Source organism: Mediterraneibacter massiliensis (genome assembly GCF_001487105.1).
Lineage (GTDB): Bacteria > Bacillota > Clostridia > Lachnospirales > Lachnospiraceae > Mediterraneibacter > Mediterraneibacter massiliensis.
On record NZ_LN913001.1, the window covers coordinates 636,717 to 656,273 of the forward strand.

General features: G+C 38.6%; 28 protein-coding genes. 26 read left to right on the forward strand and 2 right to left on the reverse strand.

All coding sequences use genetic code 11. The annotated features are described in order from the left end of the window. The first annotated feature begins 44 nt into the window (after positions 1-44). The 10 genes from BN3282_RS07185 (at position 45) to BN3282_RS07225 (ending at position 10,108) form a co-directional block, all read left to right on the forward strand. Entirely contained in the window at positions 45-1,304 is a 1,260-nt protein-coding gene (locus tag BN3282_RS07185; protein ID WP_059067862.1) for a replication initiation factor domain-containing protein, read from the forward strand. Beyond that, positions 1,294-1,647 carry a hypothetical protein gene (locus tag BN3282_RS07190; protein WP_059067864.1) on the forward strand — a complete coding sequence of 118 codons (354 nt, stop codon included), beginning with the start codon at positions 1,294-1,296 and terminating at the stop codon, positions 1,645-1,647. The genes BN3282_RS07185 and BN3282_RS07190 overlap by 11 nt, the downstream gene beginning before the upstream one ends. An 89-nt stretch (positions 1,648-1,736) precedes the next feature. Further along, positions 1,737-1,901, forward strand: a complete 165-nt coding sequence (locus BN3282_RS15025; protein ID WP_205408531.1) for a hypothetical protein — start codon at positions 1,737-1,739, stop codon at positions 1,899-1,901. A 62-nt stretch (positions 1,902-1,963) separates the two neighbouring features. After that, on the forward strand, positions 1,964-2,362 hold the full coding sequence (locus BN3282_RS07195) for a TcpE family conjugal transfer membrane protein (RefSeq protein ID WP_059067867.1): 399 nt from the start codon (positions 1,964-1,966) through the stop codon (positions 2,360-2,362). 24 nt (positions 2,363-2,386) lie between these two features. Further along, a complete protein-coding gene (locus tag BN3282_RS07200) occupies positions 2,387-4,861 on the forward strand; it encodes an ATP-binding protein (RefSeq protein WP_059067868.1) in 2,475 nt (824 codons plus the stop codon). Next, positions 4,848-6,752: a CD3337/EF1877 family mobilome membrane protein gene (locus BN3282_RS07205; protein ID WP_059067870.1), complete on the forward strand. Its 1,905-nt coding sequence runs from the start codon at positions 4,848-4,850 to the stop codon at positions 6,750-6,752. The genes BN3282_RS07200 and BN3282_RS07205 overlap by 14 nt, the downstream gene beginning before the upstream one ends. Beyond that, a complete protein-coding gene (locus BN3282_RS07210; protein ID WP_059067872.1) occupies positions 6,749-7,813 on the forward strand; it encodes a phage tail tip lysozyme in 1,065 nt (354 codons plus the stop codon). The genes BN3282_RS07205 and BN3282_RS07210 overlap by 4 nt, the downstream gene beginning before the upstream one ends. A gap of 34 nt (positions 7,814-7,847) precedes the next feature. Next, on the forward strand, positions 7,848-8,621 hold the full coding sequence (locus tag BN3282_RS07215) for a hypothetical protein (RefSeq protein ID WP_059067874.1): 774 nt from the start codon (positions 7,848-7,850) through the stop codon (positions 8,619-8,621). Positions 8,622-8,624: 3 nt separating this feature from the next. Further along, on the forward strand, positions 8,625-9,530 hold the full coding sequence (locus tag BN3282_RS07220) for a conjugal transfer protein (RefSeq protein ID WP_059067876.1): 906 nt from the start codon (positions 8,625-8,627) through the stop codon (positions 9,528-9,530). A gap of 146 nt (positions 9,531-9,676) precedes the next feature. Continuing rightward, positions 9,677-10,108: a hypothetical protein gene (locus tag BN3282_RS07225; protein ID WP_205408532.1), complete on the forward strand. Its 432-nt coding sequence runs from the start codon at positions 9,677-9,679 to the stop codon at positions 10,106-10,108. Between the two features lie 163 nt (positions 10,109-10,271). On the opposite strand, the gene BN3282_RS15030 is transcribed toward BN3282_RS07225, so the two are convergent. Both BN3282_RS15030 and BN3282_RS07230 read right to left on the reverse strand, forming a co-directional pair. Then, entirely contained in the window at positions 10,272-10,430 is a 159-nt protein-coding gene (locus tag BN3282_RS15030) for a hypothetical protein (protein WP_162858211.1), read from the reverse strand. 74 nt (positions 10,431-10,504) lie between these two features. Beyond that, positions 10,505-10,687 carry a hypothetical protein gene (locus BN3282_RS07230; protein ID WP_059067880.1) on the reverse strand — a complete coding sequence of 61 codons (183 nt, stop codon included), beginning with the start codon at positions 10,685-10,687 and terminating at the stop codon, positions 10,505-10,507. 163 nt (positions 10,688-10,850) lie between these two features. Here BN3282_RS07230 and BN3282_RS15415 point away from each other — a divergent pair, with 163 nt between their 5' ends. From BN3282_RS15415 to rplE, 16 genes are all read left to right on the forward strand, one after another. Then, on the forward strand, positions 10,851-10,976 hold the full coding sequence (locus BN3282_RS15415) for a hypothetical protein (RefSeq protein ID WP_267304060.1): 126 nt from the start codon (positions 10,851-10,853) through the stop codon (positions 10,974-10,976). Positions 10,977-11,225: 249 nt separating this feature from the next. Beyond that, on the forward strand, positions 11,226-12,266 hold the full coding sequence (locus tag BN3282_RS07235) for an IS30 family transposase (protein ID WP_059067882.1): 1,041 nt from the start codon (positions 11,226-11,228) through the stop codon (positions 12,264-12,266). A 545-nt stretch (positions 12,267-12,811) separates the two neighbouring features. Next, positions 12,812-13,129, forward strand: a complete 318-nt coding sequence (rpsJ, locus tag BN3282_RS07240) for a 30S ribosomal protein S10 (protein WP_059067884.1) — start codon at positions 12,812-12,814, stop codon at positions 13,127-13,129. Positions 13,130-13,246: 117 nt separating this feature from the next. After that, positions 13,247-13,933: a 50S ribosomal protein L3 gene (gene rplC, locus BN3282_RS07245; protein ID WP_059067885.1), complete on the forward strand. Its 687-nt coding sequence runs from the start codon at positions 13,247-13,249 to the stop codon at positions 13,931-13,933. A 30-nt stretch (positions 13,934-13,963) separates the two neighbouring features. Next, entirely contained in the window at positions 13,964-14,584 is a 621-nt protein-coding gene (rplD, locus tag BN3282_RS07250; RefSeq protein WP_059067887.1) for a 50S ribosomal protein L4, read from the forward strand. Further along, the gene (rplW, locus tag BN3282_RS07255; protein WP_059067889.1) at positions 14,584-14,883 is read left to right on the forward strand and encodes a 50S ribosomal protein L23; all 300 of its coding nucleotides are present in this window, start codon (positions 14,584-14,586) and stop codon (positions 14,881-14,883) included. The genes rplD and rplW overlap by 1 nt, the downstream gene beginning before the upstream one ends. A gap of 238 nt (positions 14,884-15,121) precedes the next feature. Beyond that, positions 15,122-15,964: a 50S ribosomal protein L2 gene (gene rplB, locus BN3282_RS07260; protein ID WP_059067891.1), complete on the forward strand. Its 843-nt coding sequence runs from the start codon at positions 15,122-15,124 to the stop codon at positions 15,962-15,964. A 26-nt stretch (positions 15,965-15,990) separates the two neighbouring features. Then, complete coding sequence (rpsS, locus tag BN3282_RS07265) at positions 15,991-16,272, forward strand: 30S ribosomal protein S19 (protein WP_059067893.1); 282 nt, start codon at positions 15,991-15,993, stop codon at positions 16,270-16,272. A gap of 32 nt (positions 16,273-16,304) precedes the next feature. Then, entirely contained in the window at positions 16,305-16,691 is a 387-nt protein-coding gene (gene rplV, locus BN3282_RS07270; protein ID WP_059067895.1) for a 50S ribosomal protein L22, read from the forward strand. A gap of 11 nt (positions 16,692-16,702) precedes the next feature. Beyond that, positions 16,703-17,359 carry a 30S ribosomal protein S3 gene (rpsC, locus tag BN3282_RS07275; RefSeq protein ID WP_059067897.1) on the forward strand — a complete coding sequence of 219 codons (657 nt, stop codon included), beginning with the start codon at positions 16,703-16,705 and terminating at the stop codon, positions 17,357-17,359. After that, positions 17,359-17,796, forward strand: a complete 438-nt coding sequence (gene rplP / locus BN3282_RS07280; protein WP_059067899.1) for a 50S ribosomal protein L16 — start codon at positions 17,359-17,361, stop codon at positions 17,794-17,796. The genes rpsC and rplP overlap by 1 nt, the downstream gene beginning before the upstream one ends. Then, positions 17,786-17,992 carry a 50S ribosomal protein L29 gene (rpmC, locus tag BN3282_RS07285; protein WP_059067901.1) on the forward strand — a complete coding sequence of 69 codons (207 nt, stop codon included), beginning with the start codon at positions 17,786-17,788 and terminating at the stop codon, positions 17,990-17,992. Before rplP ends, rpmC begins: the two co-directional genes overlap by 11 nt. 11 nt (positions 17,993-18,003) lie before the next feature. Continuing rightward, positions 18,004-18,261: a 30S ribosomal protein S17 gene (rpsQ, locus tag BN3282_RS07290; protein WP_059067903.1), complete on the forward strand. Its 258-nt coding sequence runs from the start codon at positions 18,004-18,006 to the stop codon at positions 18,259-18,261. 37 nt (positions 18,262-18,298) lie between these two features. Further along, positions 18,299-18,667 (forward strand): 50S ribosomal protein L14, encoded by a 369-nt coding sequence (gene rplN, locus BN3282_RS07295; RefSeq protein ID WP_059067905.1) that lies wholly within the window; start codon positions 18,299-18,301, stop codon positions 18,665-18,667. 12 nt (positions 18,668-18,679) lie between these two features. Next, entirely contained in the window at positions 18,680-18,994 is a 315-nt protein-coding gene (gene rplX, locus BN3282_RS07300) for a 50S ribosomal protein L24 (RefSeq protein ID WP_059067907.1), read from the forward strand. Positions 18,995-19,017: 23 nt separating this feature from the next. Next, positions 19,018-19,557 carry a 50S ribosomal protein L5 gene (gene rplE, locus BN3282_RS07305; RefSeq protein ID WP_059067909.1) on the forward strand — a complete coding sequence of 180 codons (540 nt, stop codon included), beginning with the start codon at positions 19,018-19,020 and terminating at the stop codon, positions 19,555-19,557.

Sequence of the window (19,557 nt, forward strand, 5' to 3'; positions counted from 1 at the left end):
AAACGTGGTCGTTGTGTAGGGCGGTAGCCGAAGGAGAAAGGAATATGGATGACAAAACATGGTGGGAGGTATTTGAAAAAGAGCGCAAAGAAAAGAAAATACAGGTAAAAAAATTGTGCTTGCTGACCGGAATTACAGAAGGGCGTTACCGTCAATTAAGACTAGAAGGTAAAATTGCACCAGATTTACAAGACAATTTAGAAAAATGGCTGGACTGCCTATCGGATGAAAATCCACTGGAACTTTTGATTGATTACATACGTTTGCGTTTTGACAAGGAATTGCTGACAATGGAGTACATTGCGGAAAAGTTAATTGGTGTCCCCTGGGAAATGTGGGGCAGAGATGAAAGTCAGCAGTTTAATTATGAAATCGTTTATACATTCGGAAATATCCGGCTTTGTACTTCCGCTTCGGAAGAATTAGGATTTTTACTGGAAATGGGCGGACAGGCGTGCAGACAGCTAGAAATGTACATGGAAGCGTCCGGTCGCACTTGGATAAATTTTTTCAGTAAAGCTTACAGCATGGACGCGCATTTCAAACGGATAGATTTTGCGATTGATGATTTCTACGGCATGCTGGATATAGACATTTTAAACAAGGCTTTAGAAGAAGATAACGTAATTACAGAATTTAGGAGTAAATCGCTTGTATCAAGCGGAGAACTCCGCCAGGAAAAAGATTTGATGGGGCGTACTCTTTATATGGGACGTCGAAAAAGTAAAGTATATTTTTGCATTTACGAAAAAGATTATGAACAGTATGTAAAACAGGGAATCCCGATAGAAAACACGCCTGTAAAGGTGCGGTTTGAATTACGGCTTGCAGATAAACGGGCGGAAAAAGCGGTGGAACAGTTGCTTCAAAAGTATACAGATGGAGAGGAAGAGTATATAGAGGCGGTTATATTCGGAATTATAAACAAGTATGCAACGTTTTTAGTGCCAGAGAAAGGAAAGAAAAAAAGAGAACGGGATGCCTTGCCTATGTGGGAATATTTTGTAACGACGTATGGCTGGCGTAATCCTATCCGCTTGGCAGTCCGCCCGGAACCGTTTAATGAACTGCGGTCATTAAATGCATTTTCTAAACAGTGGGCTCCTACTGTAAAAGCGTTTATGATACGAGACAAAAAAGAAAATACAAAGTGTATAAGCCACATTTTGGAATGTGCAGAACCCCGGAAGCAGGTTTTAAAGGTACTCGGATATGACAAGGCAATAGCTGAAAAATTAAATATTAAATTCAACCGTTCCGGTAAAATCTGGTACGGAGAAAGTGAGGAAGAAAATGGAAAATAAAAGAGCAAAAGCATGGGTGGCAAAAACATTTAAGAGCGTAAAGGAGAAGGGATACTTTAAACTGGCGGCAGTACATTTGATGATGTTGACGTTTTTGTGTGCGTCTTTGATTGTAAATGCGGCAGGCAATCCGGCTGAAAATATTCGGCAGATTGGAATTAGCTGGATAGAGCCGATTTTTTACGTTGCAATTGCGGCTTTCGGGGTTTACTTGTTTGTAAAGCGGAAGTTTTCAGAGCTGATTATAACCGCAGTGCTGGCGGTAATTGCTGCGGTGTTAATCTTCAATACAGAAACCTTCGTAGCGTTCTTAGAAGGCTTAGGCGTATCCATTATTCAGTAATAGCTTTAGGGGATTGTAAAAGCAGTCCTCTTTTTAATTGGAACAAACGAGAAGAATGGAGATGAAAAGATTAATGTATAAAGTCAGATATGGAGAAAAGAATGGATAGTAATTTAATTAGCAGGATAAAAAAATATAGTCCGGTAGCAAAAGAGAAAAAGATACATGTACAGCATTACGGTGTAGAAGAATATCTTAAAAAGCTGGGTTTAAAAGAAAAATGTGAAAGTGGAAAAAGTAGAGTATTCAAATAAAAGGGGAGAAGTATTTATAGGGAAAATGGCATTATAAAAAAGAGTAAAGGAGGGAAAAGCAGATGGATAGAATGAAATCCTATACGGGTATTTGGAGCATGAACAAAAGTATGTATATAGGGGAAGGAAACTTCACTTTCCGCATCAGTTTTATATTTGCTGGCTTTTTAGCAATTATGGAAATCTTTATGTTTACAGTTGGAGCACATATTCCTTTGTTTATGTTTGATAATCCGCTTGTTCGCTATGCTGTTATTCCTTTTGGCGTAGCTTATATAATGGACACAAAAAGTTTTGAAGAGCGTAAACCTTATAATCTGCTTCTTGCAATCTTGATTTATTTATTTAAAGGGAAGGATACGTTTTTAAGCAGGAAAGGAACTTTTAAAAAGATGAAATACGGTGGAGCAGTTACAGCAGTAAGACGGGGAAATTCTTTAGAGGAATTGGAATATTTGTAGGTAATGTAGGGAGGAAGTGATACAGTGCAGGAAAATTTTAGAATTAAATATATAGATGATAATCTGCTGTTTACAATAGACGGAGAGGTATGGGCGTATTACCGCATGAGAGATTATAATTACAACTTTATATCCGATTTGGAAAAGAATAAAATCGGCATATCTATGAGGGAATTAGTTAGTCAGTGTGGGGCAGAGGATATGCAGCTTTTACAGATTGCAGGTGAATATAGTTTACACGCAATACAAGAGAGATCAAAGAAAGAAATTAGACGGCACGGCATGGAAGAACATGCCGCTTTTTTAATTGACGCACAAACGGAAAAGTTATCAGAGCAGTATGGAAAAACACAGGTACAGAATTATTATTATATCGGTTTTAAGCTGCGATTGACTGACAGTGGTACAGGGGTTAAAGAATTATTGCGAGATTTTAAGACGGCGGTAAACAGTTTCCGAAAAAATGTAGAAAGTGAATGGATGGGGGAATATGTAACACTGGATGAAGGCATGGTACAGCAGTATAAAGCGGCGGAACGTCTTTTGTATAGCCGTATTTTAAGAAAGTTTATATTTTACCGGATAGACAGTCGGGAATTTGGTTATATCATAGAACATCTAAACGGAAAAGAGGGGGTTCCTTTGGAAGATTATGCCTATTATCTTCCAGAGGAAACGGACAGTGAAGGGAAACGGAATATCAAAAAGTATGATTTGCTGAAAGTATCAGAGGTACTTATAAAAGAAAAAAGTCGCAGTCTTATATTAGACAGGGAGGAAGGAACAAAGTATGAAGCTGTATATTGTATCAGCCGTATTATAGATGAACTTCCAGCGATCGGATGTGAGTTGTTCTACCATCAACAGTTTGGGCTTTCCTTTCCGGTAGATACGTCTTTGCGTGTGCATGTAAAAAGTAATATGCAGGCGTTAAAGGATACAAGGAATAAGCAGAAGGAAATGATTGACCTTGTAGAAAATGCAGGAAAAAAAGGAATGGAAGCGGATGAAGAGGTTTTAGAAGCGTTCGCAACGGCAAAAGAATTAGAAACAGAATTAAAGCGTACAAAAGGAAATATGTATCTGATTAGTTATTTGATTCGTTTTACTGCTGAGAGTAAGGATGAGCTGGAAGCGAAGAGCAGTGAACTGAGAGATTTTTATGATAGTTACAGTATTAAAATATCCCGTGCATTTATGGAACAGCTAAATTGCCATGCAGAAATGATTCCGGGGGGTGTGCAGGCAGTAAAAGATTATGTACAGCATGTAAACCTGGTTTTTTTGGGTGGTTTAGGATTTGGGGCAACAACAAAATGGGGTGACGAGTATGGAATTTATATAGGCACGAATGAATTAATAAATAAGCCTGTGTATTTACGTCCCTGGCTTGCGGCGCAAAAAGTAGAAAGCAAGGTAACAAGTTCTTTAGCATGCAGTTTTACTGGAGAGACAGGTAGTGGGAAATCGGTGGCTTCTAACTTATTGTTACATTATATTGCTTACTTTGGTGGCAAAATATTGATCTTGGATCCTAAGTCAGAGCGTGGCGCATGGAAAGAATCTTTTCCAGAGATAGCAGATTTTATTCATGTATTGACTATTGAAAACACAGCGGAAAATATCGGTATATTAGATCCTTTTTTGTTACTGGAAGATAAAGATAAGGGAGCAGATTTGGCTAAAAATATTCTTTTGTATCTGACAGGCACATCCTTAACCGATAAAAATAGTATTGTGTTAAATGAAGCAGTAAATGACGTAAAACAGACAGGAAGTCCTTGTATGTTAAAAGTAATTGAATGTTTAAGGGAAAAAGGAACAGATACAGCGGAAGAGCTGGCAGCGCATATCGAAAGTTTTCGGGATTGTTCCTTTGCGTCACTTATATTTTCAGATGGATATACAGAGAAACATTTTGATATTCAGAATGGAATTAATGTAGTACAAATAGCAGGGCTTACGCTTCCAGTAAAAGGAAAGAGGAAAGAGGAGTATACAGCAGATGAAATGCTTTCGACTTTGTGTATGCTTTTGATTTCTAAATTTGGATATGAATTCCTTATATCAGATCGATCTATATTTAAGGTGTTTGGATTGGATGAAGCATGGGCGATTTGTGATTCTAGTTTAGGTGAAACAACAATAAATGAAGCGGTACGTATGGGACGGAGTATGAATAGCGGGATGTATCTGATGTCACAGGGAATTGATGATTTAGGAACGGAAAATATACGTAACAACATTGGTATGAAATTTGTTTTTCGTATTAAGGATAGAAAAGAAATAAAAAAAGCATTGGAATATTTGGGTTTAGATTCGGAAAATGAAGATATGTATAAAATTATTTCTGGCTTGGAAGAAGGAGAGTGTTTGGCTGTAGATATTCGTGGGCGAATCTGTCTTTTAAAGATTGATTTATTATTTAGAGAGTTTATGGAAGGTTTAAGTACTACACCGGAATTTAGGGAAAAGGAGGAGGTCTATGCGGATAGTTAAACGACTTAAGACAATGAAGACATGGCAGTTTTTTTTATGTTCTCTTCTGCTTTCTTGTATGCTGGTAGGAATATGTACATTAACAATACATGCGGCAGGGTTTATGCCAGCAGATTATGGATTGACACCAGAAGATAGACAGCTATATTATAAACGATTTCCGCTGGATCATTATCATTTAGATTTTGCTATAAAAAATGAGGATATAGAAGATTCTGTAATGAATAAGCTTTTAACACCTGTTCATTATTCAGTGTTTGCTATGTTACAGTTTTTTTGGTTATGCGGCATTACAGTAAGTAGATTTGCAGCGTTTTTAATAGGCTATGCTTATAATATGGATATAATAAGCGATATAATTGAAGTTCTTTCAAAAGGAATTCAAATGCTTTTAGGTTTTGATTCTAGTGGGTTTCTGCGTTCTGGTTTTTTGCCAACGCTCTTGCCGATTACTATTTTATTTTTGGCGGGTTATTTGATTTATTTAATTTTTGTGAGTAGGCAGCATACGGAAGCATATAAATTTATTCTAAATTATATTTTAGTATTTATACTTTCCGTTTCCTTTGCAGTAGGTGCGCCGACATACATAAGTGCAGTGAATGACCTTTCAAAAGAAGTAAGCAGCGGGATACTGGACGCTGGACTGTCTATAGTAGATTTGACTAACGGAATAACGGGAAATACAAGTTATGATACAGCAGTGGCAAACGCCGAACCGGACGAAAAAATAGCAGAAATGTTATTTCGTATTACAATCAGAAATCCTTGGTTATATTTAGAATTTGGTGATACAGACGAGGAATATTTAGGAGAAGAGAGGGTTTCGGCCTTAGAAGAATTAAGTAAAACAGGAAGGGATGAAAAAGATCGACAAGAACTTTTAGATAAAGAATTAGATGAATATGGAAACACATCTATTGTGGCGAATAATGTAATTAATCGATTTGCAGAAGTTGTTGTTGTGACAGTAATGAATGTAGCTATATCTGTTTTTGTGATCGCACTTGCCTTACTTTTAATCGTAGCGCAGGTGCTTTTTATATTTTTTGCATTTATGTTGCCGATCTTCTTTATTATTTCTATGATACCTGGGAAACAGCATATTTTATTTAATGCACTTGTACGTACATTTACGTTTTTGATTTTGAAGATTGGAATTAGTCTTGTGCTTGCGATTGCATTTAGTATATCGCAGATACTGTTTATTTATACAATGGAAGAATCAATTCTTGTTGTAGGAATATTACAGATCCTTTGTTTTTATGGAGTTTATAGATCACTTGGCAGTATCTTTTCTATGATTGGTGGCGATAAACCAATTCGGGAAGCGGCAGAGAAAAAGCAGCAAGTAAAGGAAAAAGGAAGATATGTTGTTCGTAATGCTAAAAATACAGCTAGGAAAGTAAAGGCAGGTGTAGTAAGAGTGGTTGCAGGAGTTGGGACAGCAGGCGCAACGGAAGCAACAGGTACGGGCAAAGGAGTTTCGGATTGGGCGGATAAGAAGAGTAAAAAGGATATGGAGAAAGCGTATAGGAAATCTGCGAAGGAAAGAAAGCGATCAGATTTATATGCAACGGAAGGAAGCGTGCGTGCAGAAGATCGGGTAAAATCAAACATACAACAAGTCAAGGAAAAAGTTAAAGCAAATAAAAAAGAAAACAGCAAAGAAAAAACTTATGATTCCTATCGAGATATGAAAAAGAAAGAGAATATAGTCCAAAAGCGTGATAGCGTGTCAGATGATCTGAAAGTTGATATAAATCGGGCAGGTATGCAGAATATGAAACAGGAAAAAAATAGTATTTTAGAAACGCAAGAAGCTGTGTCATATGGACGTGAAAAAGAAAATGTATCTGTATCCGGTAAAACAGGGGGAAATAGCAAATGAAGAAGGTTATAAAGATAGCGGCGGTATTTTGTCTAATACCTTTTTTTATGTTTTTGTTCATCCTTTCTGCGGTATCTGGTACAGGAACACAGAAAGAAATAAACGGCAGTGGCGGTTTTAATCGTGGTACAGGACAGGCATTAGTAGAGACTGCCTTAAGAGAGGATGGCACTGTGAGTGGGGAAAAATACTGGAATTTTTCTTACCCCAGTATGCCTTACATAGATGGAAGTGCCACGCCCTGGTGTGGAGCATTTGTGAACTGGTGCGCAAATGAAATAGGTGTATACCCGGATATTATTCCACATACAGGCTTATGTACTGCCGGAATGGACTGGTTTAGAAGTCGGGGGCAGTGGGAATCAGTTTCTTATACTCCGCAGGCGGGAGATATTGTGTATTTTGATTTTGACGGGGACGGTATAACAGAGCACGTAGGAATTGTGCAGTTTGCGGAAGGGGATAATATTATTACGGTAGAAGGAAATACAGATGGGACAGGAAGCACAACAGGAAATGCCGTAGCACAAAAGGTTAGGAATAAATCTGCTGTACTCGGTTATGGGCTTCCGGCATATCCTCGGATAAGCCCTGATCTGGAAGGAGATACTGTAGAAGAACAAGTATATAATTATTTCCGCACGCTTGGATATTCAAAAGAAGCAACATGCGGAATAATTGCAAATATGAAAGCAGAAAGCGGAGTAAATTCGACAAGCATACAGGGCGGTGGTGCAGGTCCGGCGGCAGGAATCTGTCAATGGGAAAATTATAATACGCAATCTGGGAGGTGGCTGTCCTTATATGAACGTGCAAAGTCAGAAGGAAAGGATTGGACGGATTTAAAAGTACAGTTAGATTTTCTTGTGTGGGAATTAGAAGGCGGAGACGCTACAACAAAGTATTTGATGGATACAAACTATGGAGGGTTAGAAGCATTTCGTAATACACAGAGTGTATCAATGGCAACGGAAGCGTTTGAAAAATGTTTTGAGCGTGCAGGAATTCCTAACATGGAAGTAAGGCTACAGTATGCATATGAATATATGGGGATGTTTTAAGATAGTAGAATGTTAAATGTCAGAAAGGGAAAATATGAGTAAGAAAAAGATAATTGGAATTATTTTGTTTGTTGTGTTGTTTGTAGGAATGGGCGTTTTCTCATTTTTCAGAAATGGTGAAAGGCAGGAAGCAAAGCAGAATGAGAAGAAAGAAGAAACAAAAGAAACGGTAAAAGAAGAGAAAAAAGAAGATAGGATTACATATGAAAATCTGGAAGGGCTTTTTTTCTTAAATGAGGATGGGACGGAAGTCTTTAAAAATACCTTTGAAGGATGGCTAGAAAATGAAGGAATAAAAGTATCTTTTGTACAGGTATCTGGACAGATAATAACGAAGGACAATGTGGAAATACAGGACGCTACTTATACATTTTATCTTATTTGTGATAATGGAAAATATTCTGTAGAGTGTGTTTATCAGTCTGGCACATATACATTTAAGTTTGTTGAAGCAGTCCCGTTGCAGGAACTTGAAATGCGTCCAACAGAACAGACGCAAACAGAGCAGAAAAAAGAGGTAGAAGAGATACAGAAGAATTATAAAGGAACGCCGGAGGGTGAGGATTTAGGAAGTGTGGTTATTCTCAATATGGATAGCTTGCCGCAGGGGGTGGAAGAAGAAAAGCTGCTTACAGATATGACAGCATTTTTAGAAGAACAGGAAGAGTACAGGCGAGAAGTATATTTTAAGGAAGAGACAGAAGAAGGGTATTATTTTTCTTTTAAGAATAAGCGGCAGGATGAAAGAGGATTATTTGTTACAGAAAAAGACGGTGGTTATGGAGTTAAGTTAGTGAAAGGAAGATAAGGCATGAGGAAAAAAGAAGAAAAAGAGAGAAAAATTAAAAAAGTAAGAGTAAAAAGCTATGGTCTGCACAGAGGGCGTGTCATTATTTTATGGTTACTCTTTATCGGAGCGTTTGTTTTTGCGATTTATAAGAATTTTACAGGGATAGACAAGCATACGATACATGAAAAAGAAGTAATACAGGAAAAAGTGACAGATACAACAGGAATAGAAAAGTTCGCACGTAATTTTGCCGGATATTATTTTTCATGGGATACAAAAGAAGCGACTGCTTTAAAGGAGCGTTCAGATAATTTAAGTAAATATATGTCGAAAGATATTTACGAATATTCGCAGTCTATGCTAAACAATACAAAGAATATGTCGGAAGTGACCGGAATGGATGTATGGAAAGTAGAGGATATGGGAAATGGTGAATACAGAGTGTATATGGACGTAGTGCAGAAAATCACAGGGGAAAGCGGAACAAAGGAAGCAGGGCAAAGCTGCCAGATGGATATATATAAAGAAAAAGATGGTTCTATGATTGTAGTAACACTTCCTACACTTGCACAGGAGACAGGGTTTTCTGATTATAGACCGGAGAAAAAAGAAACAGTCAGAGACTTGGATAATAAAACAGAGGAAGAGATAAAAGGCTTTCTGGAAGATTTTTTTAAGGTATATCCAGTCTCGGCAGAAACGGAATTGAAATATTATGCGGAGCCGGGGACAGTAGCGGTTATCAATAAAGAAGGGATTACATATAAGAGTATAGATGATATGACAGTTACGGAGTATAAAGATAATACAGCAAAGGTAAGCGTAAAAGTGACATATCTGTTAAACTCCACACAGGCAGCACAGACGCAGCAGTATGATTTGGCGATCAAAAAAACAGATAACTGGAAGATAATAGAAGTAAGATAATGGCAAACAAATGGAAGAAAGAGTGTTAGTGAAGAGTGGTCTTTCTGTAATGCGTTAGAAGGGAAAAGCAGGTCTACATTTACTTTATCATGTGTAATTTTTTGGTGTTTGCTTAAAAGCATGAAGTATATGATAAAGTTTAAACTATGGAGGATGAAAAACAAATGGGCGGTAACAGAAAAATGATTCTAGAGTATGAAACTCTTTGTGAAAAATTAAAAGAGGTAGAAGATTCAGACGCATATTGGGAGTGCGTGATAGTGGAAACAGGTTGTTTCTGTAAGAAATGGAATACGCCTTTTGCAAAAAGGCTTGTATTTAGTTTGCTGAATTATTTGGAAAAACAGGAAAGAGTTGTAAAAGCGTGTGAAGGAATAACAGTAAATCGGATAGAAAAAGAAATCTGCCTGCCGCAGCATTATGAAAGACTTCTTTCTGAAACGTATAAATTAATAGAAATGAAGAAAGAGGATGAAAACATCAGAAAGGTTTATGCAGATGTAAAGTGTTATAAGCTAATTGAAAAGTTGGAAGAATACAGAGAGGAATTAAGGATTGCGGAAGCAATTTTTTTTTAATAGTTGAAACAATTCAGACATAAGTGCTTTGATCAGCTGAACTAAAGAAAAAACTGTCAGATAATTTGCAAAATAAAAAGATATATGATATTATCAATATATAAAGAGCAGTGGCAAGCCTGCTCTTTGGTGTGTTTGAGAGTCGGCATATTCCGGCTCTTTTTTAATCTTCTAATGTTTGTTGTAGATTTTCAGCTACTTTTTCAAGCTTTTCTTTTGCTTTGCTGTCGTCTAGTTCTTCTAAAACTTCTTTAATGTCATCTAAAACAAATCTTACAAAACCATTAAATTGTTTATCTGTCATACCCATATCTTGTATCATGTCCTTTCCTCCTATTCTTTGTTAAAGTCTTGCCCCTTTAACTATCTTTATTATAATATATGTCCGCTATATAGTCAAGAGTTTTGTATTTCTTTTTCAACGCAATTTATAATAAATTTTGTCATGCTTATACCTCTTTTTTTAGCTTCGGCTTGGTATTTACTTTTTAATCCAGATTTTACTCGTAGACGAATATCGTCTGTTTTTTCATTCATATATTTTATGCTAGCTTTCTTTTGCGCTTCTGTGTATGCCATATCTTCACCACCTTTCTTAAATAAAGAATAACATATAATGAAATATGTCCGCTATATATGTTGTGCACAAATATGCCCTTTATATTTTGTGGAATATGCTCATTGAATATATGTCCGCTATATATTATAATATGATTACAAAGTAAGAAACGGAGGATAAAAAATGAAAGAAATAAAAGTAGAATGGTGCAAAAATTTTATAAAGGCGTTTTTTAGAAAGCACATTCCAGAAGGCGGCGGAGTTTATACAGAGTGCTTTCTTGAAAAGCTAGACTGTTTTGTCTCTTAAGAGCGGAGAGATTGCATTGCTGTGTTTAGGATATAAAGTAATGGAGATGGGACGGTGTTATTTTTTTCGGTGATATAATGGAAAAGACAGCGGTTTCCGTAGGAAATGCAAGGGGCAGCGGTTCCTAACAGGGCGGTGGGCTGACCTTGCAAGCGTATTCTTTGCAGTAAGTAAATCTTGATTGAAAAATGTTTTTTGCTATAATTTTGTTAAGTTTTTGGTGTTTTAAACAGGTTAGGCGAAAGAAGAATGGATAAGAAAAAAGAGAGCAGGAAGGGAAAGCATTTGAGCTTTGAGGAACGGAGGCAGATAGCCTTACTGGTACAGGAGGGATATTCTGCATATAAGATAGCGAAGTTATTGGGGCGTGCAAGTAATACGATACGTAATGAGCTAAAGCGTGGTACAATTAATGTAATTGTAAATTATTATGAAAAAGAAAAGTATTTTCCAGATACAGGGGAAGCTGTATATAAGAAGAATCGAGAACGGTGCAGAAAGCCTGTGAAATTGGAAAGCTGTGCAGCGTTTATTAGATATGTAGAGAATAAAGTTTTAAATGAAAAACGTTCTTTTGCTTCGGCTTTGGCAGAAGCGGTTCAGAGAAATATATTTAAAGAAGGGGAAGTTATGTCTGTAAGTACTCTGTATTCTTATATGGATAGGGGGTTATTAAATATTAAAAATATTGATTTGCCGGAGAAGGTAGGCAGGAAAGTAAAAAGAAAGAAGATAGTCCGTACACATAAGCGTATAAGAGGGACAAGTATTGAAAAGCGGATGGATCATATTAATAATAGAAAAGAGTTCGGGCACTGGGAAATTGATCTTGTGATCGGGAAACGGAGCAAGGATAAAGTATTGCTTGTATTAACAGAAAGAAAAACAAGGAAGGAAATTATAAGGAAAATAAGCGGAAAAACAAGTGCGGCGGTTATGCGTAAATTAAGAGATATTATCAAAGAAACGTCATGCTCTGATAAAGTTTTTAAAAGTATAACTACGGACAATGGCACAGAGTTTTCAAGTCTGTATAAGTTAGAAAAGAAAGGGATAAAGGTTTATTATGCACATCCTTACTCGAGTTGGGAAAGAGGAACAAATGAAAATACAAACAGAATCATAAGAAGATTTGTGAAGAAATTTACTCCGATTAAAGACTATACAAAGGGTGAGATAGAAGAAGTAGAGGTATGGATAAATACAATGTATAGAAAAGTCCTCGGATGGAAAACGGCGGAGCAATGTTATAAGGAAGAAATAGATAAAATTTTATCAAGAACAGCTTAGATGTGCCGAAAATAGGAATTATTACTATTTTGTATAAAGTGCATAAATACAGAGAAAACAGCGAAAAAACAAGGCTTTTCTATTGAACAAAATGGTAAAAAATGGTATAATATAAATAGTTACAAAGGGAGAGGACAAAAAGCCTACAGCCCAGCGGTAACAAGTCTTTTATTCAATTTTTCATATCAAAAAAAATAGTTCAAGTTCGAATTGTAATCTCCATATTGAAAAAAATACAATATTTCTAAAAAACTACTTGAAAAATGGGTATGAATCAGATATACTAAGAGAGCTGTGGCATGATAGCTATGAAGCGTGAGGTTGCTGCTGATAGTGTGAAAGCACTGTATGGCAGGTTTTCCGTGGAGCGAATGTCAAGTTAGGAAACTGGCGACAAGTCACTGTACGTATCACAACTGATCACTGTTTACCGTAAGGTAAGAGTAGGAAACAACGTGTGAGTTTCTCGCGACACACACGGGAGAGTGTACAGTCACCGCTTGTCGTACTGAAGTCAAAAGTACGAAAAGGAGGCGACTTTTTTTATGGCAAGTCAAGTAATGAGAATCACATTGAAAGCGTATGATCATCAGCTTGTTGATGCATCCGCAAAGAAAATCATCGAAACTGTAAAAAAGAACGGGGCGCAGGTTAGTGGACCGGTACCACTTCCGACGAAAAAGGAAGTAGTTACAATTTTGAGAGCGGTACACAAATACAAAGACTCCAGAGAGCAGTTCGAGCAGAGAACTCATAAGAGACTGATCGATATCATGACACCGACACAGAAGACGGTGGATGCGCTTTCCAGACTGGAAATGCCGGCTGGTGTTTACATTGATATCAAAATGAAAAACAAGTAAAACATTTGGTGAAGCTTTGCCGGATATGGCAAGGTAAACGAACACAGTAACAGTAACGATCCTATATTTAGGATGAGCGCGCAAGCGTTCCGCTGTAAATCACAGGAGGTAATAATAATGAAGAAAGCTATTTTAGCGACAAAAGTTGGAATGACGCAGATCTTCAATGAAGAAGACGGAAGATTGATTCCGGTAACAGTCCTTCAGGCTGGTCCTTGTGTGGTAACACAGGTAAAGACAGCAGAGAATGACGGTTACAGTGCGGTTCAGGTTGGTTTTGTTGACAAAAAAGAAAAGATTGTCACAAAGGACAAGAGCGGCAAAAAAGAAATCGCGCACAGAAATGGTGTGACAAAGGCTGAAAAAGGTCATTTTGACAAAGCAGGCGTATCTGGAAAGAGATATGTTAAAGAATTCAGATTTGAAAATGCTGAAGAGTATACATTGGCACAGGAGATTAAAGCTGACATCTTTGAGGCGGGCGATAAAATTGACGCTACCGCGATTTCTAAAGGTAAAGGTTTCCAGGGTGCTATCAAACGTCACAATCAGAGCAGAGGACCTATGACACATGGTTCTAAATTTCATCGTCATGCCGGTTCCAACGGCGCTGCATCTGATCCGAGCAAGGTGTTCAAAGGCAAAAAGATGCCGGGACAGATGGGATGCAAAAAAATCACTGTTCAGAATCTTGAGGTTGTCAGAGTAGACGCTGAAGACAATCTGCTGTTAGTAAAGGGTTCTGTTCCGGGACCGAAGAAATGTCTGGTAACGATCAGAGAAACAGTAAAGAGCGGCAAATAGTCTGACAGATAAGAAAGGAGGAACACACAGATGGCTAACGTATCTGTTTATAATATCGAAGGTAAAGAAGTTGGTACGATCGATTTAAACGATGCTGTATTTGGTGTTGAGGTGAATGAACATCTTGTACACATGGCGGTCGTAAATCAGCTTGCAAATAATCGTCAGGGAACACAGAAAGCAAAAACACGTTCTGAAGTTTCCGGCGGCGGAAGAAAACCGTGGAGACAAAAAGGAACAGGACATGCAAGACAAGGTTCTACAAGAGCTCCGCAGTGGACAGGCGGTGGAGTGGTATTTGCTCCTACACCGAGAGAGTATTCTTTCAAGATGAATAAGAAGGAAAAGAGAGCGGCTCTGAAATCTGCACTTTCTTCCAGAGTAGAAGAAAATAAATTCATCGTGATCGATGAACTGAAATTTGATGAGATCAAGACAAAGAAATTCCAGGAAGTGTTAAACAACCTGCATGTAAATAAAGCACTGGTTGTTCTGGAAGACGGAAATACAAATGTAGAGATTTCCGCGAAGAATATTCCGGCTGTAAAGACAGCACGCACAAATACGATCAACGTATATGACATCCTGAAATACAACACAGTGATCACAACGAAAGCTGCAGTTGCAACAATTGAGGAGGTGTACGCATAATGGCAAATATCCAGTATTATGATGTAATCCTTAAACCGGTCATTACTGAAAAGAGTATGGAGCTGATGGCTGACAAGAAATATACATTCCTTGTTCATACAGAAGCTACTAAATCTCAGATAAAAGAAGCTGTTGAAAAAATGTTCTCAGGAACAAAAGTGAAAAGTGTAAATACTATGAATCTGGACGGAAAGACAAAGAGACGTGGTATGACATACGGAAAGACAGCAAAGACAAAGAAAGCGATTGTCCAGCTCACAGAGGACAGCGCTGATATTGAAATTTTCGAGGGTCTGTAGACTTAACGAGAACAAGTCGAAGACGCAGGTTGAGTTTTAGTCGAGACCCGTTCCCAAGCATTAGTGAAAGCGAGTGCAAACGAAGCCTGAGCTTAGGCGCACGGACTTCTGGCATCAAGCCGGAAACGCAGAACAAGCTTGGTGGACCGAACTTGGTATCATATGATGAAAATTCATCAATCTAAACGGTGCAAATCCGTGAAACTAATAATTAGGATGAACGAAAGGAGAGACAGTAATGGGAATTAAAACATATAACCCATATACACCTTCCAGAAGACAGATGACTGGCTCTGATTTTACTGAAATCACAAAGACAACTCCTGAGAAATCTCTGTTAGATTCCAAGAGCAGAACAGCCGGCCGTAATAATCAGGGAAAGATTACAGTAAGACACCGCGGAGGCGGCGCAAAGAAAAAATATAGAATTATTGATTTTAAGAGAAAGAAAGATGGCATTCCGGCAAAAGTTATCGGTATTGAATACGATCCGAACAGAACAGCCAATATCGCTTTGATCTGCTATGCAGACGGTGAAAAAGCATATATCCTTGCTCCGGAAGGGTTAAAGGATGGTATGACAGTTATGAATGGACCGGAAGCAGAAGTAAGAGTAGGAAACTGCCTGCCGCTTTCTGAGATCCCAGTTGGTACACAGATCCACAACATTGAACTGTACCCAGGAAAAGGCGGACAGATGGTTCGTTCAGCGGGAAACAGCGCACAGCTGATGGCGAAAGAAGGAAAATATGCTACTTTAAGACTTCCTTCCGGCGAGATGAGAATGGTTCCGATCATTTGCAGAGCATCCATCGGTGTTGTAGGAAACGGCGATCACAGCCTGATCAACATAGGTAAAGCAGGACGTAAACGTCATATGGGTATCAGACCGACAGTACGTGGTTCTGTTATGAACCCGAACGACCATCCGCACGGTGGTGGTGAAGGTAAGACCGGAATCGGACGTCCAGGTCCATGTACTCCATGGGGCAAACCGGCGCTCGGTCTTAAGACGCGTAAGAAAAATAAAGCTTCTAACAAACTGATTGTAAGAAGAAGAGACGGTAAAGCGATTAAATAATTAGATTCACAAGGAGGTTAGAACCTATGGCTCGTTCACTTAAAAAAGGACCATTCGCAGACGAAAGCTTACTGAAAAAAGTAGACGCTATGAATGCATCAGGTGATAAAACAGTTATTAAGACATGGTCACGTCGTTCTACAATCTTCCCGTCATTTGTCGGACACACATTTGCTGTCCATGACGGAAGAAAGCATGTGCCAGTATATGTAACAGAAGATATGGTTGGGCACAAACTCGGAGAGTTCGTGGCAACAAGAACATACAGAGGACATGGCAAGGACGAGAAAAAGTCAAAAGTTAGATAATTATTTATATATTTCGAAAGGAGGGTTCATCCATGGCAAAAGGGCATAGAAGTCAAATTAAGAGAGAGAGAAACGAGCAGAAGGATACAAGACCATCAGCTAAGATTTCTTACGCCAGAGTATCTGTTCAGAAAGCCTGCTACGTTTTGGATGCCATCAGAGGTAAGGATGTACAGACAGCGCTTGGTATTTTAGCTTATAATCCAAGATATGCTTCAAGCGTAATAGAGAAATTATTAAAATCAGCTATCGCAAATGCTGAGAATAACAATGGTATGAGTGTTGAAAACCTTTATATTGAGGAATGTTATGCAAATAAAGGACCAACAATGAAGAGAATCAGACCGAGAGCACAGGGCAGGGCATACAGGATCGAAAAGAGAATGAGCCACATCACAATCGTGCTGAATGAAAGATAAGGAGGGCAATAATGGGACAGAAAGTTAATCCTCATGGCTTAAGAGTCGGCGTTATAAAAGACTGGGATTCCAGATGGTATGCAGAAAAAGATTTTGCAGACAACCTTGTGGAAGACCATGAAATCAGAACATTTCTTAAAAAGAGATTATACAGCGCAGGTGTTTCCAGAATCGAGATCGAAAGAGCATCTGACCGTGTTAAGATCGTGATCTATACAGCAAAACCGGGCGTAGTGATCGGAAAAGGCGGCGCTGAGATCGAAAAAGTAAAAGGTGAACTTGCAAAATATACAGATAAAAAACTGGTCGTTGACATCAAAGAGATCAAAAGACCGGATAAAGACGCGCAGTTGGTAGCAGAAAATATTGCACAGCAGCTTGAAAACCGTATTTCTTTCAGACGTGCAATGAAGTCCTGCATGTCAAGAACAATGAAAGCAGGCGCGCTTGGTGTTAAGACATCTGTTTCCGGACGTCTTGGCGGAGCTGATATGGCTCGTACAGAGTTCTACAGTGAGGGAACAATTCCGCTTCAAACACTGAGAGCTGACATTGATTATGGATTCGCAGAAGCTGACACAACTTACGGAAAAGTCGGTGTAAAGGTTTGGGTTTACAAAGGCGAAGTTCTTCCGACTAAAGCAGATAAGGAAGGGAGCGATAAATAATGTTAATGCCAAAAAGAGTAAAACGTCGTAAACAATTCCGTGGTACCATGAAAGGAAAAGCTTTAAGAGGTAACACGATTTCTTATGGTGAGTACGGGATCATCGCAACAGAGCCTTGTTGGATCCGTTCCAATCAGATCGAGGCAGCCCGTGTCGCTATGACTCGTTACATCAAACGTGGCGGTAAGGTTTGGATCAAAATCTTCCCGGATAAACCGATAACAGCAAAACCAGCAGAAACTCGTATGGGTAGTGGAAAAGGAACAGTAGAATACTGGGCAGCGGTTGTAAAACCGGGCCGTGTAATGTTCGAGATTGCAGGAGTATCAGAGGAAATAGCTAGAGAGGCACTTCGTCTTGCAATGCATAAATTACCTTGCAAATGCAAAATCGTTTCTCGCGCAGAATTAGAAGGCGGTGATAACAGTGAAAATTAATACATTTGTAAACGAATTAAGAGGAAAATCTGTAGAAGAATTAAATGAGGAATTAGTAGCTGCGAAAAAGGAACTGTTTAACCTTCGGTTCCAGAATGCAACGAACCAGTTAGATAATACAAGCAGAATCAAGGAAGTAAGAAAGAATATCGCCAGGATCCAGACGGTGATTACAGAAGCTTCCAAAGCTGAATAGGAGGTTGTACTGTGGAAGAAAGAAATTTAAGAAAAACTCGTACAGGCAAGGTTGTTAGTGACAAAATGGACAAAACAATCGTTGTTGCAGTCGAAGACCACGTGAAGCATCCACTTTATAAGAAGATCGTAAAGAGAACTTATAAGCTGAAAGCTCATGATGAAAATAACGAGTGTAATGTAGGAGATACAGTGAAAGTTATGGAAACAAGACCTCTCTCTAAAGATAAGAGATGGAGACTTGTAGAAATCATGGAAAAAGCGAAATAAGTAGTTTCGCATATATTTTTGAAGGAGGTTTACCTGCATGATACAACAAGAAAGCAGACTGAAAGTAGCAGACAACACAGGTGCGAAAGAATTACTCTGTATCCGTGTTATGGGCGGTTCTACAAGAAGATACGCTAATATCGGCGATGTGATCGTTGCGACTGTTAAAGATGCAACACCAGGCGGCGTTGTGAAAAAAGGTGATGTCGTAAAAGCTGTTGTTGTCCGTACTGTAAAAGGTGCACGTCGTAAAGACGGTTCCTATATCCGGTTCGATGAAAATGCTGCGGTTATTATAAAAGATGATTTAAATCCACGTGGAACACGTATTTTTGGACCAGTAGCCAGAGAGTTAAGAGAGAAGCACTTTATGAAGATCGTTTCCCTGGCTCCGGAAGTACTTTAGGAGGTGCCTAAGATGTCAACAATGAAGATTAGAAAAGGCGATACAGTAAAAATCATCGCTGGTAAAGATAAAGACAAAGAAGGCAAAGTAATTGCTGTAAATAAAGAGGACGGAAAAGTTCTGGTTGAGGGCGTCAACATGCTGACAAAGCACACAAAACCAAGCGCTGCCAATCAAAACGGCGGTATCGTTCATCAGGAAGGACCGATCGATATTTCCAACGTGATGTATGTACACAATGGAAAAGCAACAAGAATCGGCTTTAAAATGGATGGCGATAAAAAGGTGCGTGTTGCAAAAGCAACAGGCGACGTAATCGACGATTAATACAAGGAAGGAGGTCCTTAGACTTGAGCAGACTGAAAGAACAGTATCAGAATGAGATCATTGACGCAATGATTAAAAAATTTGGATATAAGAATATTATGGAAGTGCCAAAGCTTGATAAGGTTGTGATCAACATGGGCGTTGGCGAAGCAAAAGAAAACGCAAAAGTGTTAGAGTCAGCAATCGCTGATATGGAAAAGATCGCTGGTCAGAAAGCTGTTGTTACAAGAGCAAAGAATTCTGTGGCAAACTTTAAGATCAGAGAAGGAATGCCGATCGGATGCAAAGTTACATTAAGAGGCGAGAGAATGTATGAATTTGTAGACCGCCTGATCAATCTTGCACTGCCTCGTGTACGTGACTTCAGAGGCGTTAATCCGAACGCGTTTGATGGAAGAGGCAACTACGCTCTTGGTATCAAGGAGCAGCTGATTTTCCCTGAGATCGAGTACGATAAAGTAGATAAAGTCAGAGGTATGGATGTCATTTTTGTTACAACCGCTAAGACTGACGAAGAAGCCCGTGAATTATTGACACAGTTCAATATGCCATTCACAAAGTAA